The organism is Arthrobacter sp. TmtSoilC48 (genome assembly GCF_059739425.1).
Genome location: NZ_AP046049.1, coordinates 953,242 through 976,744 on the forward strand (window position 1 = coordinate 953,242; position 23,503 = coordinate 976,744).

The 23,503-nt window shown below is 60.9% G+C and carries 18 protein-coding genes and 3 rRNA genes; 15 read left to right on the forward strand and 6 right to left on the reverse strand.

Translation table 11 applies throughout. From position 1 onward, the window contains the following. The first annotated feature begins 282 nt into the window (after positions 1-282). Positions 283-3,753 carry an ATP-binding protein gene (locus tag AC6I97_RS04590; protein WP_497944197.1) on the forward strand — a complete coding sequence of 1,157 codons (3,471 nt, stop codon included), beginning with the start codon at positions 283-285 and terminating at the stop codon, positions 3,751-3,753. A 65-nt stretch (positions 3,754-3,818) separates the two neighbouring features. Here the strand turns inward: AC6I97_RS04590 and AC6I97_RS04595 are convergent, their stop codons facing one another. Continuing rightward, positions 3,819-4,322 carry an FBP domain-containing protein gene (locus AC6I97_RS04595; protein WP_497946927.1) on the reverse strand — a complete coding sequence of 168 codons (504 nt, stop codon included), beginning with the start codon at positions 4,320-4,322 and terminating at the stop codon, positions 3,819-3,821. 370 nt (positions 4,323-4,692) lie between these two features. Between AC6I97_RS04595 and AC6I97_RS04600 the strand changes: the two genes are divergently transcribed. From AC6I97_RS04600 to AC6I97_RS04625, 6 genes are all read left to right on the forward strand, one after another. After that, positions 4,693-5,775, forward strand: coding sequence for an iron-siderophore ABC transporter substrate-binding protein (locus tag AC6I97_RS04600; protein ID WP_224093518.1), 1,083 nt, complete (start codon positions 4,693-4,695; stop codon positions 5,773-5,775). Positions 5,776-5,780: 5 nt separating this feature from the next. After that, positions 5,781-6,896 carry a FecCD family ABC transporter permease gene (locus AC6I97_RS04605; protein ID WP_497944198.1) on the forward strand — a complete coding sequence of 372 codons (1,116 nt, stop codon included), beginning with the start codon at positions 5,781-5,783 and terminating at the stop codon, positions 6,894-6,896. Beyond that, positions 6,893-8,005, forward strand: coding sequence for a FecCD family ABC transporter permease (locus AC6I97_RS04610; RefSeq protein WP_497944199.1), 1,113 nt, complete (start codon positions 6,893-6,895; stop codon positions 8,003-8,005). Before AC6I97_RS04605 ends, AC6I97_RS04610 begins: the two co-directional genes overlap by 4 nt. Before the next feature lies 1 nt (position 8,006). Next, positions 8,007-8,831, forward strand: coding sequence for an ABC transporter ATP-binding protein (locus tag AC6I97_RS04615; protein ID WP_497944200.1), 825 nt, complete (start codon positions 8,007-8,009; stop codon positions 8,829-8,831). Beyond that, positions 8,828-9,880, forward strand: a complete 1,053-nt coding sequence (locus AC6I97_RS04620) for a siderophore-interacting protein (RefSeq protein WP_497944201.1) — start codon at positions 8,828-8,830, stop codon at positions 9,878-9,880. Before AC6I97_RS04615 ends, AC6I97_RS04620 begins: the two co-directional genes overlap by 4 nt. Positions 9,881-10,162: 282 nt before the next feature. Then, a complete protein-coding gene (locus AC6I97_RS04625) occupies positions 10,163-10,999 on the forward strand; it encodes an SGNH/GDSL hydrolase family protein (RefSeq protein WP_497944202.1) in 837 nt (278 codons plus the stop codon). Positions 11,000-11,015: 16 nt separating this feature from the next. Here the strand turns inward: AC6I97_RS04625 and AC6I97_RS04630 are convergent, their stop codons facing one another. Then, a complete protein-coding gene (locus AC6I97_RS04630; protein ID WP_309931908.1) occupies positions 11,016-11,303 on the reverse strand; it encodes a YciI family protein in 288 nt (95 codons plus the stop codon). A 68-nt stretch (positions 11,304-11,371) separates the two neighbouring features. Between AC6I97_RS04630 and AC6I97_RS04635 the strand changes: the two genes are divergently transcribed. Next, positions 11,372-11,851 carry a MarR family winged helix-turn-helix transcriptional regulator gene (locus AC6I97_RS04635; protein ID WP_216927438.1) on the forward strand — a complete coding sequence of 160 codons (480 nt, stop codon included), beginning with the start codon at positions 11,372-11,374 and terminating at the stop codon, positions 11,849-11,851. Positions 11,852-11,900: 49 nt separating this feature from the next. After that, positions 11,901-12,665 carry an SGNH/GDSL hydrolase family protein gene (locus AC6I97_RS04640; RefSeq protein WP_224165598.1) on the forward strand — a complete coding sequence of 255 codons (765 nt, stop codon included), beginning with the start codon at positions 11,901-11,903 and terminating at the stop codon, positions 12,663-12,665. Between the two features lie 24 nt (positions 12,666-12,689). On the opposite strand, the gene AC6I97_RS04645 is transcribed toward AC6I97_RS04640, so the two are convergent. From AC6I97_RS04645 to AC6I97_RS04655, 3 genes are read right to left on the reverse strand one after another with little or no spacing between them, the layout of a single operon-like run. Continuing rightward, positions 12,690-13,511, reverse strand: a complete 822-nt coding sequence (locus AC6I97_RS04645; RefSeq protein WP_497944203.1) for an FAD:protein FMN transferase — start codon at positions 13,509-13,511, stop codon at positions 12,690-12,692. Then, complete coding sequence (locus AC6I97_RS04650; protein ID WP_497944204.1) at positions 13,495-13,971, reverse strand: FMN-binding protein; 477 nt, start codon at positions 13,969-13,971, stop codon at positions 13,495-13,497. The genes AC6I97_RS04645 and AC6I97_RS04650 overlap by 17 nt, the downstream gene beginning before the upstream one ends. After that, on the reverse strand, positions 13,968-15,428 hold the full coding sequence (locus AC6I97_RS04655) for a ferredoxin reductase family protein (protein WP_497944205.1): 1,461 nt from the start codon (positions 15,426-15,428) through the stop codon (positions 13,968-13,970). The genes AC6I97_RS04650 and AC6I97_RS04655 overlap by 4 nt, the downstream gene beginning before the upstream one ends. A 395-nt stretch (positions 15,429-15,823) precedes the next feature. Between AC6I97_RS04655 and rpmB the strand changes: the two genes are divergently transcribed. The 6 genes from rpmB to rrf all read left to right on the forward strand — a co-directional run bounded on the left by rpmB (position 15,824) and on the right by rrf (position 23,001). After that, entirely contained in the window at positions 15,824-16,060 is a 237-nt protein-coding gene (gene rpmB / locus AC6I97_RS04660; protein ID WP_011776361.1) for a 50S ribosomal protein L28, read from the forward strand. Beyond that, positions 16,060-16,227, forward strand: a complete 168-nt coding sequence (gene rpmG / locus AC6I97_RS04665) for a 50S ribosomal protein L33 (protein WP_003798558.1) — start codon at positions 16,060-16,062, stop codon at positions 16,225-16,227. Before rpmB ends, rpmG begins: the two co-directional genes overlap by 1 nt. Positions 16,228-16,231: 4 nt before the next feature. After that, positions 16,232-16,537, forward strand: a complete 306-nt coding sequence (rpsN, locus tag AC6I97_RS04670; protein WP_216927432.1) for a 30S ribosomal protein S14 — start codon at positions 16,232-16,234, stop codon at positions 16,535-16,537. A gap of 946 nt (positions 16,538-17,483) precedes the next feature. Continuing rightward, positions 17,484-19,006 (forward strand): 16S ribosomal RNA (locus AC6I97_RS04675). 576 nt (positions 19,007-19,582) lie between these two features. Continuing rightward, a 23S ribosomal RNA gene (locus tag AC6I97_RS04680) occupies positions 19,583-22,737 on the forward strand. Between the two features lie 147 nt (positions 22,738-22,884). Further along, positions 22,885-23,001: ribosomal RNA gene (gene rrf, locus AC6I97_RS04685) — 5S ribosomal RNA — on the forward strand. The 16S, 23S and 5S rRNA genes sit together here, the layout of an rRNA operon. A gap of 77 nt (positions 23,002-23,078) precedes the next feature. Here the strand turns inward: rrf and AC6I97_RS04690 are convergent. Beyond that, entirely contained in the window at positions 23,079-23,456 is a 378-nt protein-coding gene (locus AC6I97_RS04690; RefSeq protein WP_497944206.1) for a nuclear transport factor 2 family protein, read from the reverse strand. Between the last annotated feature and the right edge of the window lie 47 nt (positions 23,457-23,503).

The window sequence follows — 23,503 nt, forward strand, 5'->3', positions numbered from 1 at the left end:
GCCGGACGACTCTGCTGCAAGCAGCGAGCCGCCCGGCTCCGGAAGGCCCGATGCCAATCCCGAGGCGGCATCGGCGTCGTCTACCTTGCGTGGGCACGTCACCGAACGGAGCGGCGATCCCGGAGACATGCGGCAGCATGCGTCCAAGGTGGGCCCACAACCGCAGGGTTCCCTAACCGAGCTTGCGAGGTCAGGGGGCGGTTGGGGAGGCACGAGCGAGCATGCAGAGCATGTGTCCGGTACCGCCGCGATAGGGGACGAAGCAACAGAGGAGCCAGCCCAGTGACCATCGCAACCATGCTCCCGCTCGGCGAGCTCACCAACCCGGGCCAGATGCGTTTGGCACTCGTGCAGGTGGTCAACTGGGGCACCTTCCATGGGGCCCATACGATGCACGTGGATCGCAACGGGACCCTCCTGACGGGCAATTCCGGCGTCGGCAAGTCGACGCTGTTCGATGCCATGCTCCGTGTCTTTGATGCCCGACCGCGCTCAAATGAGGCCGCTGCGCAGCGTTCCGGTGGCGCTGTGGAGGACAAGAGGACCACGTTCACTTATATGCGCGGCAAGGTCGGTGATAAGGCTGTTGGGGATGGTTCGGCCAGTGCCTTCCAGCGCCCTGGTGCCACTTGGTCTGCTGTCGCTCTGACGTTTGATAATGCGGCAGGCACGAAGGTGACGGTCTCTGCGCTGTTTGATTTGCCGAAAAATGGCACGGAGTCCAGCGTCGGGCGTTTTTACGTGATCGACAACAAGCCGCTGGACCTGGAAGCGATCGAGGGGATCGCCCGGAAGAGGTTCACCAAGGGTGCGCTGGAATCGATCTTCCCGGACGGGCAGGTCTTCGACGTCCATAAGGCGTTCGCGGAGCGGTTCCGCAGGCTCCTGGGCATCAACTCTGACCAGGCGCTTCCCCTGCTGCGCGTCATCCAGGCCGGGAAAGGCCTTGGCGGCAGCGTTAATACGTTTTTCCGCGACCAGGTACTCGATGCTCCGGCTACGTTGGCTGCGGCTGATGATGTGGTGGAGGAATTCAGCAACCTGATGTCTATCCGGCAGCGGTTGGAGGATGTCCGGCAGCAGCGCGATCAGCTGGCGCCGGTACCTGGGCTGAACAAGGATTATGCGCAGGCGTTGTTGGACGCGAACAGGCTTCGCGAGTTGGCTGGCGAGGAATTTGAGGCGTACAAGCAGCAACTTGCGGTCACCGTCCACGCCAAGACCTTGGCGCGTTTCAAGGAACTGGCACAGTCCAAGGCACAAGAACTCGCTGCCGAGCGCACGGTCCGGGATGCTTTGGCCAAGGAGCTCCGTGAGCTGGAGCTGGACTACAACAACCGCGGCGGTAACGCGATTTCGGCTATCGAGCAGTCGTTGGAGAACGCCCGCGTCAGTCTGAAGTTGCGCCAACAGGTGGAGGAATCTGCCCGGAAAGCGCTGGCCGATGCTGGGCTGAACCTTGAGTGGTCAGCCGAGGGCTGGGACCAGGCCCATGAGCAGGCGGCTGCCCGTTCGGCGGAGTTGAAGGACGATTCGGAGGCTTTGAAGGAGCTCCGTTTCGAGGCCTTCGACGGCCACGCGACCAAGAAACGCGAGCTGGCTGCGGCTGAGCAGGAGCTGCTATCGCTTCGGTCGCGCAAGTCCCTCTTGCCGCCGTCGAGCATAGAAAACCGGGCCGCGATCGCCGTCGCGACCGGCATCCCCGAGGAACGGATGCCGTTTGGCGGTGAGCTGATCGACCTCGCCGAGGGCCAGGATCAGTGGCGTCCGGCCGCGGAACGTGCGCTCCGCAACCTCGCCACCACGCTGTTGGTCCCGGGAGAGCACTTCGCTGCGGTTACGCGGTACTTGAACGACAACACGGTCCGGGGTGCACTGCGCGCAGTTGATGTGTCCAAGCCCGTTGCCGGTGGCGCGCTGGCTGTGGAGGACGTGTCCGACGGCGACCTCTTGACTAAGTTGAGCATCCTCACCTCGGGCGCCAACGCCGACGCCGGGGCATGGATCCGCGAGCGGATCGCCTTGGACTTCGCGTACCCGTGCGTGGAGGACCCGGACGAGCTTGCGGCGATGGACAAGGGCCTCAGCCTGGGTGGCGTGGTCAAACGCAACCGGCACACCGTGGAAAAGGACGACCGTTTCACGAGCCGGCAGGATTACGTCCTCGGCTTCGACAACGCATCCAAGCTCGAACTGGTGGCGGCCCGCGTGGGCGAGCTGGAAAACGAGCTGGCCAAGGCTGCCGAATTGGCGCAAAGCCGTGAGGATTCCCACCAAGGGATGGCCCGGCAATTGGAAGCCCTTCGCAGGGTGGCCGAGGATGAGCGTCCATGGGAACAGGTCTCCGCAGCTGTTGCCGCGGACGAGCTTGCCCGGATTGAGCAGCGGCTTTCCGATGCGTTGGCTGCCCAGGCCGACCTTGAACCGTTACGCGCCAACATCGAGGCAGTGCGGGAAAAGCACCAGTCCTCCACAGGTGCGGCGGCCGTGCTGCAGAGCGAATACAAAGCGCTCGACCAAAAGATGATCACGGCTGACGGCCTGCTCGATGCCGCCAGGTTGAAACTTGAGCAAGCACCGCCGTCGAGCTCCACCGTGGCCGCGCTGGAACCGTACTTTGCCGGCGTCGGCGATGTATCCGAGCTGTACGAACTCGACAACCTGGCCAACAGCGTCCGCAACAAACTGCTCGACGAGCTGCACGCCGCCGAATCGCGCAGCCAGGCGACGGCCGAGCGTTTGACGCGAATTTTCGAGGCCTTCGTGCGTGATTGGGGCAGCGCCATCAGTGCTGACCATGGCACGTCCATCGGGGCTGCCGGGGATTTCGAATCGCGCTATCACGCGATCGTGAGCGATGGCCTACCCGCGCAGGAGGCCGAATTCCGGCTGTTCTTCAACCAGCGCACGCACGAATCGTTCAGTACGCTGCTGCACCTGCTGGATGAGGAGCGCCGGAGTATCACCAGCCGGATCCTGCCCCTCAACGGCATCTTGTCAGAGGTCAATTTCCATGAGGGCAGCTATCTGGAGCTGGACATCAAGCAGACGCTTCCGGCTACGGCCAAGCAGTTCAAGGATGCGATCCAGAACGCGCTGAAGGCCAAGCACGCGCGGCCCTCCCGCAGCGCATCTGTCGCAGCTGGAACGGAGGTCGACGACGACGCCGAGCTCACCGCCCGCTATAAGTCGCTGGAGACCCTGGTGAAGCGTCTCGGTTCCCAAACCCCTGAGGACCGCCGGTGGCGCGCCGAAGTGCTGGACGTCCGCGGCCACCTGTTTATCCAGTGCAAGGAGCACAAGGAGGTGGCCGGGAAGTCGGCGAAAACCGGCAAGGCCGGCAAGAAGAAGACCGAGGTCTTCATGCATGCCGATACGGGCTCCATGTCCGGCGGTGAACGTCAGCGCTTCACGGCGTTCATCATGGCCGCGGCCCTGAGCTACCAGCTGGGTATTGCCGAGCAGGGCTTCACTACCTACGGCACCGTGATGATGGACGAAGCGTTCGTGCTGGCATCCGAGGAATTTGCAGGAGCCGGAATCAAGGCGCTTCACGAGTTCGGCTTCCAGTTGTTGCTGGCCGCGCCGGAAAACGTGATCGACCTGTCGCGTCACCTTGGCTCGGTCACGGAAATCCTCCGCGACAAGCGGACCAACCGGTCCGGCGTGCTCACGTCTCCCGTCATTGCGGGCACGGGAGAGCCCGGCGCATGGCGGTCCGAGGCGAATCCCGTGGATATCGTCCTCCGCTAAAGCAACGCGGGGTCACCTACGGCCCATGCTGAGGCCATTTATGGGCCGTAAGTGACCTCGCGTTGCTAGCGGGTGGAGGTGCCCCAGACCCGGTCCAGGAACTGGGCTGTGCGCTCCTCAAGCCCGGCGATTTGCCGAACCACGACGACGGCCGGGTCCGGGTTGATTTCGTTGGCGGGCGGTTCCTTGCGCACATTGGCGCTGCAGCCGAACTCGGCGCAGATCAGGGTCCCCACGGTGTTGCCGTCCTTGCCTGACTGTCCGGCCTTCTTGGCGACCCACAGATAGACGTCGTCTTTGGAGAAGACGTCGCGGCACAATTCGCAGAGGACCACGCGCTTCTTTCCGGAGCCTCCTTCAGGCGCCCGGAGCATGATTCCGGTGAGCTTGCCCTGGTGCGGGACCACCAGGTAGCCGCGCTGGGGCATTTTTTCGTCGCGCCAGCCGAGGAATTCAAGGTTTTCCCAGTCGATGGTTTCAAAGTCGCGCGGAAGGTTGAGCTTGGCGGCTTCGGACCGGCTGGCATTGATGAATGACGAACGGATTTGTTGGGCAGTAATTTTCTGCATGGCAAAGCTTCTTTCGGAGTTGATCGACGGCGCGCTGAACAGGAGCGCCAGCTGGAAAGGAGCGTCGGTCATCCGTGAAAGCGAGGCACAGCAAAGAGGCCGAATCAGGAGTTCGGAGTGCGTGTACCTAGAGTGATGCCGACGGGTGGGGGAGTGCCAAGCAGGCCAAAATGGCCACCTCGCCATCCATGGCTGCAGCAACTGAAATCGTGCGCACGCTCATCTCCTCGTCGTTCTCCTTGGAAGCGGTAGTCCGCTGCCGATATCTTAGCAATGTGCACGGTGGACATTACGTGACGCAAACGTTTCGTAATTATCCAAAGGGTAGGCTAGCCTTACTTAGGTTCGCATCCCTTACCTAAGGAGTCCCGTGGCTTCCCTTCTTCCACGCCGCGCCCTGCTGAAGACCGCAGGCACCGCGACAGCCGCTTTGGCCGCCGTCGCCCTTTCCCTCACTGGCTGCTCCACCGGGCCCGCCACCTCCACTCCGGCAACGGAGCAGGCAGAAACCGCTGCTTTCCCGGTGACCATCAAGCACGCTTTCGGTGAGACCACCATCAAGGAACAGCCCAAGCGCGTAGTCACCATCTCCTGGGTGAATGACGACGTCGCAATAGCCCTGGGCGTTGTCCCGGTTGGCGTTCCCAAGAACGAGTGGGGCAACAACGACAAGGGCTCCACCCCGTGGAAGGATGCCGCGCTGGAGAAGCTTGGCGCCGGATTCGGTTCGGACAAGGCTCCCGTGCAGTTCTCCGAGGCGGACGGGATCAACTTCACTGAGATCGCCAAGCTGAACCCGGACGTCATCCTCGGCGCCTACTCCGGCCTGGAGGAAGCCGATTACAAGAAGCTTTCCGAAATCGCTCCCGTGGTTGCCTACCCGGAGCTCGCCTACGGTACGCCCTGGCAGGAAAGCACCACCATCATCGGTAAGGCCCTCGGCAAGGAAGCCGAAGCCAAGAAACTGATTGAAGACACTGAAGCCACCGTCAAGGACAAGGTTTCCAAGTACCCGCAGATCAAGGACAAGACCTTTATCTACGGCAACCTGGAACCGGCCAAGGGTGACGGCGTGAACGTCTACACGGCCATCGATAACCGCCCGCGCTTCCTCTCCGAAATCGGCATGAAGCTCGCTCCGGTAGTGGAGCAGAACACGAAGACCAACAAGGACTTCTTCATTGCGTGGTCCGCTGAAAAGGCCAACGAGCTCGAGTCGGATGTCTTCGTGACGTGGGTGCCCGAAGCCGCCACGGCCGACGCCATCAAGGCCGACCCCCTGCTGGGCCAGATACCCGCGGTCAAGTCCGGCGCACTCGTCGCCGACGCCGATCAGACCCTGACGCTGTCCATTTCCGCCTCCTCGCCGCTGAGCCTGCCGTGGGCCCTGGACACGTTCCTGCCGCAGCTGGGCAGTGCAGCGGACAAGGCAACGGACGCGGCAGGCAAGTAACTGCAATGAAATTGAGTACGACGACGGCGGCTTCCGTGGGGCAGGTTGGCGGCACATCTGTGCCTGGTAACCAGCGCGATGGCGCACCCCGGAGCAATGTGGTCGGAGGGGGAACCGGTTCCAGGGCAACAAGCGGGCGGAGTGCCTGGCTGCTGGTCGCCGTCGTCGTACTCGTCGCCGCGTGCGCAGCATCCTTGGCGATCGGCGCGCGCGGGCTTCCCCTGTCCACCATTTGGGAAGCCATCACCAACTTCAATCCTGAAAGCGGCGACCACGCAGTGGTCATCGCACGGATTCCCCGAACAGTATTGGGTCTCCTGGCAGGCGCCGCCCTGGGCTTGGCTGGAGCCGCAATGCAAGGAGTGGCCCGCAACCCCCTGGCTGATCCCGGGATTCTGGGACTCAATGCGGGTGCGGCCCTTGCGGTTGTCGTGGGCATCTATGTTTTTGGCGTCGGTTCGCTCACCGGCTACATTTGGTTCGCCTTCATCGGCGCCGCAGCTGCCGCCGTCGTCGTTTACGCCATCGCTTCCAGGGGACGTGACGGTGCGACGCCGGTCAAGCTCGCCCTCGCGGGCGCGGCGCTGAGTGCCGGCCTGTTCTCGCTGATGAATGTCATCCTGGTCTCAAGCCAGGACACCCTGGACCGGTTCCGGTTCTGGCAGGTGGGAAGTATTGGCGGACGCGACTGGTCCGTTCTGCTACCTGCTCTTCCCTTCCTGGCCGTCGGCGCCGTAATCGTCCTTGGCAGTGGCCGCATCTTGAACAGCCTCGCCCTGGGTGACGACATCGCACGTGGACTCGGTCAGAATGTTGGCCTTTCCCGTGGAATCATCGGCCTTGGGATCGTCCTGCTGTGCGGATCCGCCACCGCGTTGGCTGGACCCATCGCGTTCCTCGGCCTGGTGATTCCGCACGCTGTCCGTTCGCTCACCGGTCCGGACTACCGCTGGGTCCTGCCGTTCTCCATGATCTCGGCGCCCATCCTGCTGATCATCGCCGATGTGATCGGCCGAGTGGTGCTGCTTCCCGGCGAAGTTCCGGCCGGCATCATGACCGCGCTCGTGGGTGCGCCGGTGTTCGTGTGGCTCATCCGCCGCGGAAAGGGGGCCGGACTGTGACCACTCTTCGCAAACTCCCCGCCGAGTTGGCACTTAATGGCAATGTTCCCCGGAAACATTCGCATCAATTGTCATTTCGGCGCGTGCCCAGCCCAACGTTCTTCCTCGGCTTGGCCCTCGTTGTCATGTTCGCCGTGTACGTGCTGCTGGGCAGCTACACGGTGACCATCCCTGATTTCTTCAAGATCGTCATCGCACACTTGACCGGCGGCGAGAAGATCCCCGGCGCCAGCTTCATTGTCATGGAGCACAAACTGCCCCGCGCTGCCATCGGAACACTGATCGGCGTGGCCTTTGGCCTGGCCGGCGCGCTTTTCCAAACCATGCTGCGCAACCCCCTGGCCAGCCCTGACATTATCGGCATCAGCTACGGAGCCAGTGCAGCGGCCGTGACGGCGATTGTCATCTTTGGTGCTTCCGGAGCCGTCGTTTCCTGGGCAGCCCTTGGCGGTGCGCTGGGTGTTGCTGCCATTATCTACGCGATTTCGCGTGGCACCGGGTCCGGGGCAGGCGGAGGCAGCCGTGGCAATGCTGCCGGCAACCGCCTCATACTCGCAGGTGTGGGCATCGCCGCGGCACTGCACGCAGTGGTCAACTTTCTCATGACCCGTGCTGACATCCGTACCGCGGCTGACGTCCTCGTCTGGCTTAACGGTTCGCTGAATTCTGCGAATTGGGAGCGCACCGGGATCCTCATGGCCTCCTTGCTGGTCCTGGTTCCGGCGGTCATCATCCTGGCCGGCCCGCTGCGCATCCTCGAACTCGGTGACGATGCAGCCGCCGGCTTGGGCATCAGGGTCAACGCCACCAGGCTGGGACTGGTCTTGACCGCCGTCGGGCTTGCCGCCTCCGCGACGGCGGCTGCCGGTCCCGTTGCTTTCGTCGCTTTCCTGGCCGGACCAATTGCCCGACGCATCGTCCGCAAACCCAGCCTCCCGGCGTCGGCCTTTACCGGCGCGCTGATCGTGCTGGCCGCAGACTTCTTCGCCTCCAACATCGCACCCGCCATCCTCGACGGAACCGTCCTCCCGGTCGGCGTCATCACGGGCGCCCTCGGTGCACCCTTCCTGCTGTGGCTCCTGGTCACCTCTAATCGAAAGGAAGCCTGACATGGCAATGCTTAAGGCCAAGGACCTGACACTCCAATACGAGCAGCGCAAGGTGGTTGAGGGTCTCACCACGGAAATCCCCGAGGGTAAAGTCACGATGATTGTGGGCGCAAACGCCTGCGGTAAATCCACGCTTCTCCGTGGATTGTCGCGGCTGCTCAAGCCCGCCAGCGGGGCCGTGACGCTCGCCGGCAAGGACATCCACTCCCGGCCAGCCCGTGAGCTCGCCCGGACGTTGGGCCTGCTTCCGCAGCACCCCACCGCTCCGGACGGTATCAGCGTGCGCGACCTCGTGGGACGGGGCCGGTATCCGCACCAGGGCTTCTTCCGGAGTTGGAGCGATTCCGACGACGCCGCGGTGCAGCGGGCGCTCGAAGCCACCGCAACGCTGGAGCTCGCAGAGCGAAGCGTCGACGAATTGTCGGGCGGACAGCGCCAGCGCGTCTGGATTGCCATGGCCCTTGCGCAGGAAACTGACGTGCTGCTGCTTGACGAGCCAACCACATACCTGGACCTTGCGCACCAGGTGGAAGTGTTGGACCTCGTTACGGACCTCAACCGCAGCCGGGGCACCACCGTGGCGATCGTGCTCCACGACCTCAACCTCGCCGCGCGCTACGCCGACCACGTCATCGCCATGAAGGGCGGATGCATTGTGGCCGAAGGACCCGCACCCGTTGTGGTGACCGAGCAACTGGTCTACGACGTCTTTGGCCTGGAATCCCGCGTGGTTCCCGACCCCATCTCAGGAACACCGCTCATTGTCCCCATCGGACGCCACCACGCACAGCCCGTTTCAACCAACGAACTGGAGATCGCCTCATGAGTGCACAACCAACACGGACCCAAGCGAGCGCCAGCGTGGAACCCATGACCCTTGCCTTCGACGTCACGGTCTCGGCCGTGCAGGACCTGAGCCCGAATTTCCGGCGGATCACGTTCGGTGGCTACTCGCTGCGGGGCTTCGGCGTTGCAGGGGATACCTTGGACCTGCGCGTGAAGCTGATGATTCCTTCATTCGACGCCCAAGGACAGCAGATCCCCCTACCCGAATTCAAGATGGAAGAAGCCGGGTGGTACCAGGAATGGTTGGCCATGGATACTTCCGTCCGGGGAGCCATGCGCACCTACACGGTCAGGGCTGAGCGACTCGACGCCGTGTACCCCGAAATCGACATCGACTTTGTCATGCACTTTGACGACGCAGGCCATGGCGGACCCGCGGCCAACTGGGCTGTCGCGGCGAAGCCCGGTGACGCCCTCACCATCATCGGCCCCAACAACCGTGCAGCCCAATGCACCACCGCCGGTGCCTACGGCGGCATCGAATGGCGGCCCGGGCTGGCCCAGAGGGTCCTGCTCGCCGGAGACGAGACAGCAGTGCCGGCAATCAGCGCCATCCTCGAGAGCCTGCCCGCGGACATAACCGGCCACGCATTCCTCGAAGTACCCGAAGCCGGGGACTTCCAGGACATCAGCACACCTGCCGACGTCGAAATCACCTGGCTCGCCCGCGGCGCAGCGATTGGCCGCTCCCGCCCACATGGCGAACTCCTCAAAGAAGCCGTCGCCAAGGCTGTTCCCGTCCCGGGTTGGGTAGGAATCAAGGGATCCGAAGCTGCCGGTCCCGAGCCCGAAGACGTCAACGTGGACCAGGACATCCTCTGGGAAACCCCGCAACGCATGGACACTGCTGCCATCGAAGCCACCAAGAACCCCACTTCGCCTGCCGGTGCGCTGCCCTTCTACGCCTGGATCGCCGGGGAAGCGTTCGTCATCAAGGAAATGCGGCGGTACCTGGTGCGGGACGTCGGAATCGATCGGAAGCAGGTTGCTTTCATGGGCTACTGGCGACGCGGCAAGGCAGAGGGCTAAGCGTGAGGGCGCGTCGCGGCCCGGGTCCAACCGGTTGGGTCCGGCCGGTTGGCGGCCATCCTCTGCGTGCTGCTCCTTCGTCGCTTTGACGCACGCTGCCGGATGACCGCCAACCGGCCCCGTGCGTCCCTCACCCTTCCGATGCTCGCTCACTTCCCGCCCGTTTATTCGGTTTGTTCTCTCACTTCCCGCTGGTTTTTTGGGGATGCTCGCGCACTTCCCGCCCGACCTGTTCACTTTGGGTTGGTCGGGGAGTAACCGGGGGTGGGTAGCGTTGTCTGGATGCGGGATGGTTGCGCGGCTGGGGACAGCGGACGACGGCGGTACGTCGCCCTTGGGGATTCCTTCACCGAGGGCGTGGGGGATCCGAGCAAGGTTTTGCCCAACGGGGTACGCGGCTGGGCAGATCGTGTCGCCGAGAAATTGGCCAAAGCGCAGCCGGGCTGGGAGTACGCAAATCTCGCCGTGCGCAGCAAACGGCTCCGGCACATCATCGATGAACAACTCGAGCCTGCCCTCGCCATGGAACCAACACTCATCACGCTTTATGCCGGTGGCAATGACATCCTGGACTTTGGCACGGACATGGACGCGCTCCTCAACGACTATGAACTGCTGGTCGCCCGGCTTGCTGGCACCGGGGCGACGGTGGTCCTTTTTACCGGTTTTGACGTGAAGGTCTCAGCCGTCCTGGAACCGTTCAAGAAGCGCAACACGATGTACAACCAAAAGGTCCGTGATGTGGCCGCAGAGTACGGGGCGATCCTGGTGGATTACTGGTGCTTCGACGCCTACAAAGATTCGCGGATGTGGGCTCCCGACCGGCTTCACATGTCCAAGGCCGGCCACAAATATCTTGCCGCCCAGGTCCTTGACCATCTGAACGTCCCGCACAAGATTTCTCCGAAGCAATGGGACCCACCCCAAAGAATGACAATGCGCGAATGGGAACGCAGGCAGCGGCGCTGGGTGAACGACTGGGTCCTGCCTCTCTTTGGACGTAAACTCCGCGGCATCACCCTGGGGGACTCCCTGAATCCCCGTTGGCCCCAGCCCGTGAAAGTCCCCCGGAAGGGCGGACTGAAGAAACTGGTCGAAAACCAGCAGGCCACGCAGTGAAGGCAGCCAGCAAGCCTTAGTTCTCGAGCAGGTTCTCGTAGCCGTCGGCCACAGTGGTCGCCGTGAATTCGATGATCTCGAACTCGGCCACGCCGTTGCTGAAGAACGGGTCTTTGGCCAGTGAGTCATCCAGGGTTGCCCGGTCAACCTTTGACAGCAGCACGCCGCCCGTGGCTGGAACGCGACGTCCCGACGCAAGGAACACGCCGGCGTCGAACGCGTCTTTAAGCCAGGCCATGTGGGCTGGACGGTGGAAATCGACGATTTCGTCGGGAACTTTGTAGGTCAAGGCGACAACAAACATTCCGCCAGCCTACCGTTTGCGGCTGCAGCAAGGCCGGGGCAACCGGCTAATTCTCCTAAGATGGATCCATGACTGAACCCCGCTGGCTTAATGCCGACGAACGCCGTGCCTGGTTGGCCCTCTTGAGCATCAATACGTTGCTCCCCTCGGCGCTGGATACGCAGCTTCAGTCTGCTGGAAAATTGTCGCTGTTCGACTACAACGTGCTGGCGATGCTCTCGGAAACCGAGGGCAGGTACCTGCCCATGAGCGAGCTTGCCGCCCGGACCAGTGCCTCGCTGTCGCGCCTGTCGCACGTGGTCACCAAACTCCAGAAGCGCGGCTGGGTGGAACGTCAGGCACACCCCGGCGACGCGCGCGTCACCGTCGCCCACCTGACCGAGGCCGGCATGTCCACCATTGTGGCCCTGGCCCCCGGTCACGTTGAGTCCGTGCGGGCGCTGATGCTCGATTCACTCTCGCCCGACGACGTCGCGGACCTCGCGCGCATCGGCGAGAAGATTGTCTCCAGGCTGGACAATAACCATTGGATCCTGCGCGAATCGTAGCCTTTTCCGTGCTTTGTAGGTAGCGGTCGCCTAATGGCAGACTGACGGCATGGATTTTTCTGCCCGTTATGTTGCCTTGGGGGATTCCTTCACTGAGGGCGTTGGCGACGACGACCCAACGCGACCCAACGGCGTCCGCGGGTGGGCCGACGTCGTTGCCCGGCAGCTGGCCCACAGCAACGAGGACTTCGGCTACGCCAACCTCGCCATCCGCGGCAGGAAGCTCCGCCAAATCATGGCGGAACAAGTGGACGCGGCCGTCGCGCTGAAGCCCACTTTGGTGACGATGTATGCCGGCGCCAACGACATCCTGCGGCCCAAGATCGATATTGACTCGCTTTTGGAGGATTACGACGCCGGTATCGCCAAGTTAAGCGCGACCGGCGCCACCGTTGTGCTCTTCACGGGCTTTGACGCCCGCGGTTCGAAGGTTTTCAGCACGATGCGTGGTCGGACCGCGATCTACAACGAACTGCTCCGCGAAATCGCCGAGAACCATGGTGCCCTGCTGGTGGATTACTGGCGGTTCGATGAGTACTACGACGTCCGGATGTGGGCGCAGGACCGGATGCACATGTCGACGGCGGGCCACGTCAATATGGCCAAGCGCGTGCTGGACGTCCTCGAGCATGAGCATGTGCTCGAAGTCCCGGAGCTCGCACCGCTTCCCACGCTGAACCGGTCCGAAGCTATCCGGGCAAACGCACGATGGGTCCGGGAATTCGCCGGCCCGTGGGTAGTGCGCCGTGTACGGGGTACGTCCTCGGGCGATGGGCTTAGCCCGAAGTATCCGGCTCTGATCCGCCCGGTGTAGTTAAGCCGGGCGAGCAGAACTCGCTCAGCCCGCGCTACGAAAACCGGGTGTGGCGAGCAGCGCTCCGGTCCTGCCAACCGCGAGCACGTCGACGCCCCATTTCTCCACAGCGTGATCCAGGGTTTGCGGTCCGCCTGCGACGATGGCTGTTGCCAGGACGTCGGCCGTGACAATGTCCTGTGCCGCGACGGAAACCTGAACGAACTCCGGCCGCACTGCACCGACGGTCCAAATGTGTTCCCCGCGTTCCGCCGAGCCTGACGTTGCAAGGGCCCTCACTCCGCGTTCCGCCGAGGCACTGAGGCGGTATGTACTGAGCAGCTTCCGGCGGTCAAACGGATCAACGATGCCGGCCTGCCACGGATTGGGTTCGTCAAACCCGGAGTCCACCGGCTCCGGTGATCCGCTTACCAGCACGTCCCCGCCGGCGTTGAGGCACCAATTGTGCAGGCCGAGGGCACCAAGGGACAGTGCAGCTTCGCGCATGGCGTGGGCTTTGACGATTCCGGAAAGATCCAACGCACCGTCCGGTCGCTCGGCCGTGAACGCACCTTCGGTCTCCACGCGCCATTCCGAGGCCACGGCATAGAGCTCCTGCATTGGCTCCGAGGCATAAGCCAACGTCAGTTCGCCACGGGCCAGCCGGCTTGCCTCAGATCCTTCCCGGTAAAGGCTGAACGTCAGGTCCAGCTGCGTAAATATTTCCCCTACGACGTCGACGGCGGACTGCAGCTCATCGACGCCGGTTTGGGCGGAGGTTCCGCTCGCCACGGTCAGGCTCACCACAGTGCCCATGCTGCGGAACGTCCGCGCACGGAGCTGTTCGCCGTTAAAAGTTGGCTGCATCGAGGGCCGCCTGGAGGGAGGTCAGATAGGCCTCACTGGTGACTGTTGCGCCACTGACAGTTTGGACGTTGGCTGACTGGGACCGCAGGACTTCGGATCGCAGGACAGGTGCTGCCCGGCTGCTGATCTGGGCAGACTTCCGTTCCGCATCGGTGAGTTGCAGGGGTGTGACCTCGGTGATCTTGCCATTCTGGATAGTCACCTGGACCTGGACTGTGCCGAAGCGGGTCTGGACCGACGCGCCGTCGTACGTTGCCGCCGTCGTGCTTTCCGCGGTGCTGCCGCTGGTTCCGGTGGTGCCGGTGCTGCCGCTCGCCGCTGAACTGCCGGCCGACATGCTGCTGCTCAGGCTTGTTGTTGTGGACGTGGTTGTTTCGGCAACATGAGCTCCTGATTGCCAGCCTGCGAGCAGTATGCCCGCGGACGCCAGGGCCGTTGCCATTGCTGCGCGGATTCTCACCAGTCGAACCTTTCGTAGTGGAGTTGTTCTGCAGGTACCCCTGCGGCCTCCGCGTCCTGGACCACGTTGCCGGCCCAGCCAGCAGGGCCGCAGACGTAGACGTCGGCGTTGGCCACGTCCGGGATATAGGAGCGGAGCGTAAAACCGGCTTGGACGGCTGATTCGGAGAGCCATGCGTTGGGGCGTGCGGAGCGCGGGCCGGTCAGGTGGAAGAGGGTCGCGCCGCGGGCTTGGCAAAGGGCCATGATTTCCTGACCAAGGAAGAGCTCGGATTCGTCGTGTCCGCGCAGCAGGACCGTTGCATTGCCAGGCTCAAAAGGCGTGGATTCCAACAGCGACCGCAGAGGAGCAATGCCGATGCCGGCGCCGATCATCACCACTCTGTTGCGTGACCGGGCGGCGGTGCTGAACATCCCATAAGGGCCCTCAAGGGCGACCCTGGTGCCGGGTCTGAGACGGGCCAGTCGGGCGGATCCGTCGCCCAGATTTCGGACGGTGATGCGGAGTTTGCCCGCTGCAGTGCCTGTGGCCGGAAGCGGTTCCGCAGACAGGCTGAAGGGATGGGCCTGCCACCAGAACCCGGGAGCCAGGAACCTCCAGATGAAGAATCTCCCGCCGCTGCCTGCCAGTTTCTCCAGATGCAGTCCGGTCATTTCGATGCTGAAGACATCAGGTGCAACACGGACTACACGACTGACCGTGAGCTGATGCCGGACTGTCGAGGCGAGTGGCAGGTAAATCCTGAAGATCAGGAGCGCCGCGCCCGTTCCGATGCAGAAAGCCAGCCAATACCAGCGCTGCCAGGTTCCTTCGGCAAAGAGTCCGCCAACACTGAACTGGTGGGGGATTGCCGTTGCCACCGCTGCGTAAGTCAGGAGATGGATTACGTACCAGAATTCGTACGGGAACTTGCGTCGCACCGCCACTAACGAGGTCACGACCACGGCGAGGAACAGCGCCATCGCGACGAACGCGAGCCACATATCCGGGACGTTGACCCATAGGGACACCGATTCGCTGATGGGGTCGAGGCCTTCTGCGGCTCCATAGCCGACCGCCAGGAGGATCCCATGTGCCAGCAGCAGGTAAAGCGCCGGCTTACCCAGTGATTTATGGATCTCAAGAGCGCGGTCATGCCCGATTGTGTTATCGATCAACGGGATCCGGGCCGCCAGGAGCAGCATGAGGAGGACCACGTCCATACCAACCAAACCAGCAACGATTCCCAGGCCTGTCGCGCCACCGGCAAAGGAGGAGAACCTTACTGCGCCGCCGTCTGCGAGCCACAAGGCGACCGCGGCCACCGGGGACACCCACGCAAGGAAACCCAGAATGTCAGCCCGGGCCAGCCGCCGTCGGGCTTGCGCCCGGAAGGGTTCGACGGCGGCCGGCGGTGTCCGTGGGCCCGGCGCCGCGGACTGTTCAGCACCCGAAACACGTGAAAGAAGCGATGTCATGATCCAAGACTCGCCAGGCATCCTTTCGTTCTGCTGTGAAAGGGCTTGCGAGGGCTTATGATTCCTGATTGGTCTTAATTTGGCCTGGCCCGTAGAATGGTTAGGCGCTAGGTAGTGCGGATCGTGTGCAATTGCTCCGGTTGGCGGTGAGGTCAGTCTGACTGACATCCCGATGGCCGGTAGTTAGGGGCTCAAGTTGCGTGCATTCCTGTATTCGCCCGGTATCCCAGGATCTGTTCCAGTGTTTATCACTGACCGGTTCTGAGGCCCAACCTTCTTCGCCGTACTTGATGCGGAAACTACCGAAATGGTATGGATCGGACGCGAACGCTGCCTGTCGCACGGTAACGCAGGAACATCTGCACACCGTTACATTCAATCTTTGGAGGAGAGTCATGGCAGCACACTGCCAAGTGACCGGGGCCGAGCCGGGCTTTGGACACAGCATTTCGCACTCGCACCGCCGCAACAAGCGTCGGTTCGACCCGAACATTCAGAAGAAGCGCTACTGGGTTCCGTCCCTGCGCCGTAACGTCACGCTGACCCTGTCAGCCCGTGGCATCAAGACAATCGACGTACGCGGCATCGACTCTGTCGTCGCCGACATCCTGGCACGAGGAGTAAAGCTCTAATGGCAAAGGACAAGGACGTACGTCCGATCATCAAGCTGAAGTCCACTGCGGGCACGGGTTACACCTACGTAACGCGCAAGAACCGTCGTAACGATCCTGACCGTCTGGTCCTGAAGAAGTACGACCCCAAGATCCGCCAGCACGTCGAATTCCGAGAGGAGCGCTAAACACATGGCAAAGAAGTCAAAGATTGCTCGCAACGAGCAGCGCAAGGTCATTGTTGAGCGTTACGCTGCCAAGCGTCTCGAACTGAAAAAGACCCTGGTTGACCCCAACGCGACTGACGAAGCACGCGAAGCTGCACGCCTCGGCCTGCAGAAGCTGCCCCGCAACGCCTCCCCGATCCGTCTGCGTAACCGCGACCAGATCGACGGCCGTCCCCGCGGCACCTTCCAGAAGTTCGGTATCTCCCGTGTTCGCTTCCGCGACATGGCTCACCGCGGTGAGCTCCCGGGTATCACCAAGTCTTCCTGGTAATCACGAAGCTCTGAAAGGGCCGGCAACCGTTATGGTTGCCGGCCTTTTCTGCGTTTAAGCGTGTTTGTGCGTGGTTGGCGCGAAGGCGGTTGGGAGGTTGGCGCGTGGGTGGCTGGGTGGCTGGGTGGCTGGGTGGTTGGCGCGGCGCGAATGTGGTGGTCTTCCTCTGCGCGCTCGGTCGTTCCTCCCTTGGACGCGCGCTGCCGGATGGCCGCCGCCTTCTTCGGATGTTCTCTCAGATCGTGCGGGGTTTGGGGGATCGTTCTCTCAGATCGTGCGGGGTTTTGGTGGGTGGGGTGGAAATGTTCGACGGCGGTGGTTGGCTTGGGTGTTTGGCGGCGGGATTGTGGGGTGTGGTTGGTGTGACGGGCTTCACTGGGGTTGGTTTTTGGGGTTTTGGGGTGGTTTTGGCGGGTCTGTGGCGTTGTTTGGCCTGTGTTTGGGCGGTTTTGGCCGGTTTCTGGGTGGTGTTGGGGTGGATTTGTGTGGGGGCTGGTGGGCGTGTAATGTCTTCTGAGTCGCCGCGAGTGAGACAGCCTGGTGCTGGGAACCGCGGGGGCCGACCCCCTTTGATAACAGCCTGGAATATGGTGCGCTTTTGGGCGTGCTGGTTGCCGGGTGGGGCCGGGGCCTGGATCGGGAATCGCGGAAACGTTGATTTGCCAAGAGCGGGTTGATCGGGTAAGTTTGAAAAGTTGCTCCGGAGCGATCCTGTGGCCCTGTTGGGGTTGTGGGTGGTGCCGGTAAGTGTCTGTTGTTTGAGAACTCAATAGTGTGCCAAGTTTGTTGATGCCGATTGTTTTTTTGATTGGTTGAAATTATATGCCGGATCGTCATGCACCCCCGTGTGTGGTGGTTTGGTTTTCAGCTGGTTTCGAATTTTGTGCAGCCGTGTTCGCCGTTATTTCCGGTGGGTGTGGTTGTGTCTGTTTGATTTTTTTTGTTTTCAACGGAGAGTTTGATCCTGGCTCAGGATGAACGCTGGCGGCGTGCTTAACACATGCAAGTCGAACGATGATCCCTGGCTTGCTGGGGGGATTAGTGGCGAACGGGTGAGTAACACGTGAGTAACCTGCCCTTGACTCTGGGATAAGCCTGGGAAACTGGGTCTAATACCGGATATGACCATCTGGCGCATGTCATGGTGGTGGAAAGCTTTTGTGGTTTTGGATGGACTCGCGGCCTATCAGCTTGTTGGTGGGGTAATGGCCTACCAAGGCGACGACGGGTAGCCGGCCTGAGAGGGTGACCGGCCACACTGGGACTGAGACACGGCCCAGACTCCTACGGGAGGCAGCAGTGGGGAATATTGCACAATGGGCGAAAGCCTGATGCAGCGACGCCGCGTGAGGGATGACGGCCTTCGGGTTGTAAACCTCTTTCAGTAGGGAAGAAGCGAAAGTGACGGTACCTGCAGAAGAAGCGCCGGCTAACTACGTGCCAGCAGCCGCGGTAATACGTAGGGCGCAAGCGTTATCCGGAATTATTGGGCGTAAAGAGCTCGTAGGCGGTTTGTCGCGTCTGCTGTGAAAGACCGGGGCTCAACTCCGGTTCTGCAGTGGGTACGGGCAGACTAGAGTGCAGTAGGGGAGACTGGAATTCCTGGTGTAGCGGTGAAATGCGCAGATATCAGGAGGAACACCGATGGCGAAGGCAGGTCTCTGGGCTGTAACTGACGCTGAGGAGCGAAAGCATGGGGAGCGAACAGGATTAGATACCCTGGTAGTCCATGCCGTAAACGTTGGGCACTAGGTGTGGGGGACATTCCACGTTTTCCGCGCCGTAGCTAACGCATTAAGTGCCCCGCCTGGGGAGTACGGCCGCAAGGCTAAAACTCAAAGGAATTGACGGGGGCCCGCACAAGCGGCGGAGCATGCGGATTAATTCGATGCAACGCGAAGAACCTTACCAAGGCTTGACATGAACCGGAAAGACCTGGAAACAGGTGCCCCGCTTGCGGTCGGTTTACAGGTGGTGCATGGTTGTCGTCAGCTCGTGTCGTGAGATGTTGGGTTAAGTCCCGCAACGAGCGCAACCCTCGTTCTATGTTGCCAGCGCGTTATGGCGGGGACTCATAGGAGACTGCCGGGGTCAACTCGGAGGAAGGTGGGGACGACGTCAAATCATCATGCCCCTTATGTCTTGGGCTTCACGCATGCTACAATGGCCGGTACAAAGGGTTGCGATACTGTGAGGTGGAGCTAATCCCAAAAAGCCGGTCTCAGTTCGGATTGGGGTCTGCAACTCGACCCCATGAAGTCGGAGTCGCTAGTAATCGCAGATCAGCAACGCTGCGGTGAATACGTTCCCGGGCCTTGTACACACCGCCCGTCAAGTCACGAAAGTTGGTAACACCCGAAGCCGGTGGCCTAACCCTTGTGGGGGGAGCCGTCGAAGGTGGGACCGGCGATTGGGACTAAGTCGTAACAAGGTAGCCGTACCGGAAGGTGCGGCTGGATCACCTCCTTTCTAAGGAGCTGCTAACAACCGTGTCGGTTCCCGTGCATGCGGGGGCTGGTGGTTGTCAGTGTTGCCCATTGCGCAGGCGTATGTTCTGCGGTGGGTGCTCATGGGTGGAATATCAACGAATCAAACGTTTGTTTGGCATGGCCTGACCGGTTGTGTCCTGGTGTTAGTACGGCAGTGCGTGCCCCTTTTTTGGGGGTGTGTGGTGTTGGGAACGTGCCGGGGCGTGGTTTGTGTGGGTTGTGTTTGGCGCACTGTTGGGTCCTGAGGCAACAGGACCTTTTTGCAGCAATGCAGGGGGACACAGTTCTGGTGTTTCTTTTGTTCCTGCTTCCGGTTCGTACCGGCACCCTGTGTGGGTGTTGGGGGTCTGGTTGACGGGGTTGTTGTTTGAGAACTACATAGTGGACGCGAGCATCTAGGACATGCATGGTGCCGGCTCTTCGGGGTTGGTGGGTGTGTGTTCTTACAGCAATTTCTTATGAATGAACCTGGCCCTTTGTGGTCGTGGTTCTCTCGAATAGATGATGCATCGTGAACCGGTGGGCCCCTTTGTTGTGGGTTTGCTGGTTTGTGTGTGGTCAAGTTTTTAAGGGCACACGGTGGATGCCTTGGCATTAGGAGCCGAAGAAGGACGTAGGAATCTGCGATAAGCCTGGGGGAGTTGATAACCGAGCGTTGATCCCAGGATGTCCGAATGGGGAAACCCCGCACAACGCTTTTGGGTGATTGTGTGACCCGCATCTGAACACATAGGGTGCGTGGGGGGAACGCGGGGAAGTGAAACATCTCAGTACCCGCAGGAAGAGAAAACAAGAGTGATTCCGTTAGTAGTGGCGAGCGAACGCGGATCAGGCTAAACCGTTTCCATGTGTGATAGCCGGCGGGCGTTGCATGGGCGGGGTTGTGGGACTTTCCGTACTGGTTCTGCCGGACCGGTGGGGTGTGTAGTGCAGGCATAGGTGAACGGTCTTGAAAGGCCGGCCAGAGAGGGTGTGAGCCCCGTAACCGTAATGTTGTGTACCGCCTGGAGAGGATCCCAAGTAGCACGGGGCCCGAGAAATCCCGTGCGAATCTGTCAGGACCACCTGATAAGCCTAAATACTTCCTAATGACCGATAGCGGACCAGTACCGTGAGGGAAAGGTGAAAAGTACCCCGGGAGGGGAGTGAAACAGTACCTGAAACCGTGTGCTTACAATCCGTCGGAGCAGTCGTGAGTAATCACTAGTAACTGTGACGGCGTGCCTTTTGAAGAATGAGCCTGCGAGTTAGTGTTACGTCGCGAGGTTAACCCGTGTGGGGTAGCCGTAGCGAAAGCGAGTCTGAACAGGGCGAGTGTAGTGGCGTGATCTAGACCCGAAGCGGAGTGATCTACCCATGGCCAGGTTGAAGCGACGGTAAGACGTCGTGGAGGACCGAACCCACTTCAGTTGAAAATGGAGGGGATGAGCTGTGGGTAGGGGTGAAAGGCCAATCAAACTCCGTGATAGCTGGTTCTCCCCGAAATGCATTTAGGTGCAGCGTTGCGTGTTTCTTGCCGGAGGTAGAGCTACTGGATGGCCGATGGGCCCTACAAGGTTACTGACGTCAGCCAAACTCCGAATGCCGGTAAGTGAGAGCGCAGCAGTGAGACTGTGGGGGATAAGCTTCATAGTCGAGAGGGAAACAGCCCAGACCACCAACTAAGGCCCCTAAGCGTGTGCTAAGTGGGAAAGGATGTGGAGTTGCGAAGACAACCAGGAGGTTGGCTTAGAAGCAGCCATCCTTGAAAGAGTGCGTAATAGCTCACTGGTCAAGTGATTCCGCGCCGACAATGTAGCGGGGCTCAAGTACACCGCCGAAGTTGTGGATTTCACACGGTACCCTAGCCTTCGTGGTTCAGGGGTGTGGAGTGGTAGGGGAGCGTCGTGTGGGCAGTGAAGTCGCGGTGGAAACCAGCGGTGGAGCCTACACGAGTGAGAATGCAGGCATGAGTAGCGAAAGACGGGTGAGAAACCCGTCCGCCGAATGATCAAGGGTTCCAGGGTCAAGCTAATCTGCCCTGGGTAAGTCGGGACCTAAGGCGAGGCCGACAGGCGTAGTCGATGGACAACGGGTTGATATTCCCGTACCGGCGAAAAACCGCCCATGCCAAGCGGGGGATACTAACCGCCCGGAGCCTGCCCGCCCACCCTTGTGGTGTGTGGGTTTTGGCCGAGCGCGGGACCTGATCCCGGGAGGTAAGCGTATTAACAGGTGTGACGCAGGAAGGTAGCCGGGCCGGGCGATGGTTGCCCCGGTCCAAGGATGTAGGGTCAGGGATAGGCAAATCCGTTCCTGTGTGTTTCGAGCACGATCCTGAGATCTGATGGGACTCCCGTTCGGGGGGATCCGGTGATCCTATGCTGCCTAGAAAAGCATCGACGCGAGGTTTTAGCCGCCCGTACCCCAAACCGACACAGGTGATCAGGTAGAGAATACCAAGGCGATCGAGAGAATTATGGTTAAGGAACTCGGCAAAATGCCCCCGTAACTTCGGGAGAAGGGGGGCCTGCCCCGTGATACAGACTTGCTCTGTGGAGCGGGTGTGGGCCGCAGAGACCAGGGGGAAGCGACTGTTTACTAAAAACACAGGTCCGTGCGAAGTCGCAAGACGATGTATACGGACTGACTCCTGCCCGGTGCTGGAAGGTTAAGAGGACCGGTTAGCCCCTTGTGGGCGAAGCTGAGAATTTAAGCCCCAGTAAACGGCGGTGGTAACTATAACCATCCTAAGGTAGCGAAATTCCTTGTCGGGTAAGTTCCGACCTGCACGAATGGAGTAACGACTTCCCCGCTGTCTCAACCATAAACTCGGCGAAATTGCAGTACGAGTAAAGATGCTCGTTACGCGCAGCAGGACGGAAAGACCCCGAGACCTTTACTATAGTTTGGTATTGGTGTTCGGAGTGGCTTGTGTAGGATAGGTGGGAGACGTTGAAGCCCGGACGCCAGTTCGGGTGGAGTCATCGTTGAAATACCACTCTGGTCACTTTGGACATCTAACTTCGGCCCGTGATCCGGGTCAGGGACAGTGCCTGATGGGTAGTTTAACTGGGGCGGTTGCCTCCTAAAAAGTAACGGAGGCGCCCAAAGGTTCCCTCAGCCTGGTTGGCAATCAGGTGTCGAGTGTAAGTGCACAAGGGAGCTTGACTGTGAGAGAGACATCTCAAGCAGGGACGAAAGTCGGGACTAGTGATCCGGCGGTACATTGTGGAATGGCCGTCGCTCAACGGATAAAAGGTACCTCGGGGATAACAGGCTGATCTTGCCCAAGAGTCCATATCGACGGCATGGTTTGGCACCTCGATGTCGGCTCGTCGCATCCTGGGGCTGGAGTAGGTCCCAAGGGTTGGGCTGTTCGCCCATTAAAGCGGTACGCGAGCTGGGTTTAGAACGTCGTGAGACAGTTCGGTCCCTATCCGCTGCGCGCGCAGGAAATTTGAGAAGGGCTGTCCTTAGTACGAGAGGACCGGGACGGACGAACCTCTGGTGTGTCAGTTGTACTGCCAAGTGCACCGCTGATTAGCTACGTTCGGATGGGATAACCGCTGAAAGCATCTAAGCGGGAAGCTCGCTTCAAGATGAGATTTCCATACACAATACGTGTGAGAGGCCCCCAGCCAGACCACTGGGTTGATAGGCCGGATGTGGAAGCGAGGACCAAAGACTCGTGAAGCTGACCGGTACTAATAGGCCAACAACTTACACCACACACAACACACTGCACGCGTCCACTATGTGGTTCCCGAACAACAACCGTTCCAGGAACCAACAACTAAATACACAACACCACAGTTGTAACCACACACAGTCTTCCCACCCCACACCACAAACGGTGCGCGGGACGGGTAACAAGGTTACGGCGGTCATAGCGTGGGGGAAACGCCCGGTCCCATTCCGAACCCGGAAGCTAAGACCCACAGCGCCGATGGTACTGCACCCGGGAGGGTGTGGGAGAGTAGGACACCGCCGGACACACATTAACGGGAAGCCCCGACCACCACGGTCGGGGCTTCCCCACTTTAACCACACCAAACAACCGAACCAGGCGCTCAGGTCCTAACGACGTCGCCACGTGCCAAGGCGAAAGGCAGACGATCGAAGATGATGTGGATCTCGGCGATCTGATCCTTGTGAATGCGATACAGTTCTGCGCCTGGAGCGCTTGGAACTGCCCGATTGGCTGTGTCGTACATGAGCATTGCTTGGTCGTCGGACCCGTAAGCCGCAAGAAGCGCGGATTTTGTGAGGGTAGCAGCGAAGGGCTCCATGAATGCCCGGACAGCGGCACTACCGCTCATGGTGCCGGACGGTGCATGGCAGATGACATCCTCGACTAAGTGCTTGATTGCTGAGTCCAGGTTCCCGGACGTCCATGCCCGGTGGTACGCGATTGCGATGTCAACGGCTCTGGCCTGTTTTTCAGACATGGTGGGATTCCTTTCGTAGGCGGATACTCCTGTTTAGACACCACCTC

Excerpts from the sequence above, each read along its gene's own strand:
- AC6I97_RS04595 (WP_497946927.1), bottom strand. The coding sequence starts at position 4,322 with ATGCAGAAAATTACTGCCCAACAAATCCGTTCGTCATTCATCAATGCC.
- AC6I97_RS04605 (WP_497944198.1), top strand. The coding sequence starts at position 5,781 with ATGAAATTGAGTACGACGACGGCGGCTTCCGTGGGGCAGGTTGGCGGC.
- AC6I97_RS04615 (WP_497944200.1), top strand. The coding sequence starts at position 8,007 with ATGGCAATGCTTAAGGCCAAGGACCTGACACTCCAATACGAGCAGCGC.
- AC6I97_RS04620 (WP_497944201.1), top strand. The coding sequence starts at position 8,828 with ATGAGTGCACAACCAACACGGACCCAAGCGAGCGCCAGCGTGGAACCC.
- AC6I97_RS04625 (WP_497944202.1), top strand. The coding sequence starts at position 10,163 with ATGCGGGATGGTTGCGCGGCTGGGGACAGCGGACGACGGCGGTACGTC.
- AC6I97_RS04630 (WP_309931908.1), bottom strand. The coding sequence starts at position 11,303 with ATGTTTGTTGTCGCCTTGACCTACAAAGTTCCCGACGAAATCGTCGAT.
- AC6I97_RS04635 (WP_216927438.1), top strand. The coding sequence starts at position 11,372 with ATGACTGAACCCCGCTGGCTTAATGCCGACGAACGCCGTGCCTGGTTG.
- AC6I97_RS04640 (WP_224165598.1), top strand. The coding sequence starts at position 11,901 with ATGGATTTTTCTGCCCGTTATGTTGCCTTGGGGGATTCCTTCACTGAG.
- AC6I97_RS04645 (WP_497944203.1), bottom strand. The coding sequence starts at position 13,511 with ATGCAGCCAACTTTTAACGGCGAACAGCTCCGTGCGCGGACGTTCCGC.
- AC6I97_RS04655 (WP_497944205.1), bottom strand. The coding sequence starts at position 15,428 with ATGACATCGCTTCTTTCACGTGTTTCGGGTGCTGAACAGTCCGCGGCG.
- rpmB (WP_011776361.1), top strand. The coding sequence starts at position 15,824 with ATGGCAGCACACTGCCAAGTGACCGGGGCCGAGCCGGGCTTTGGACAC.
- rpmG (WP_003798558.1), top strand. The coding sequence starts at position 16,060 with ATGGCAAAGGACAAGGACGTACGTCCGATCATCAAGCTGAAGTCCACT.
- rpsN (WP_216927432.1), top strand. The coding sequence starts at position 16,232 with ATGGCAAAGAAGTCAAAGATTGCTCGCAACGAGCAGCGCAAGGTCATT.
- AC6I97_RS04690 (WP_497944206.1), bottom strand. The coding sequence starts at position 23,456 with ATGTCTGAAAAACAGGCCAGAGCCGTTGACATCGCAATCGCGTACCAC.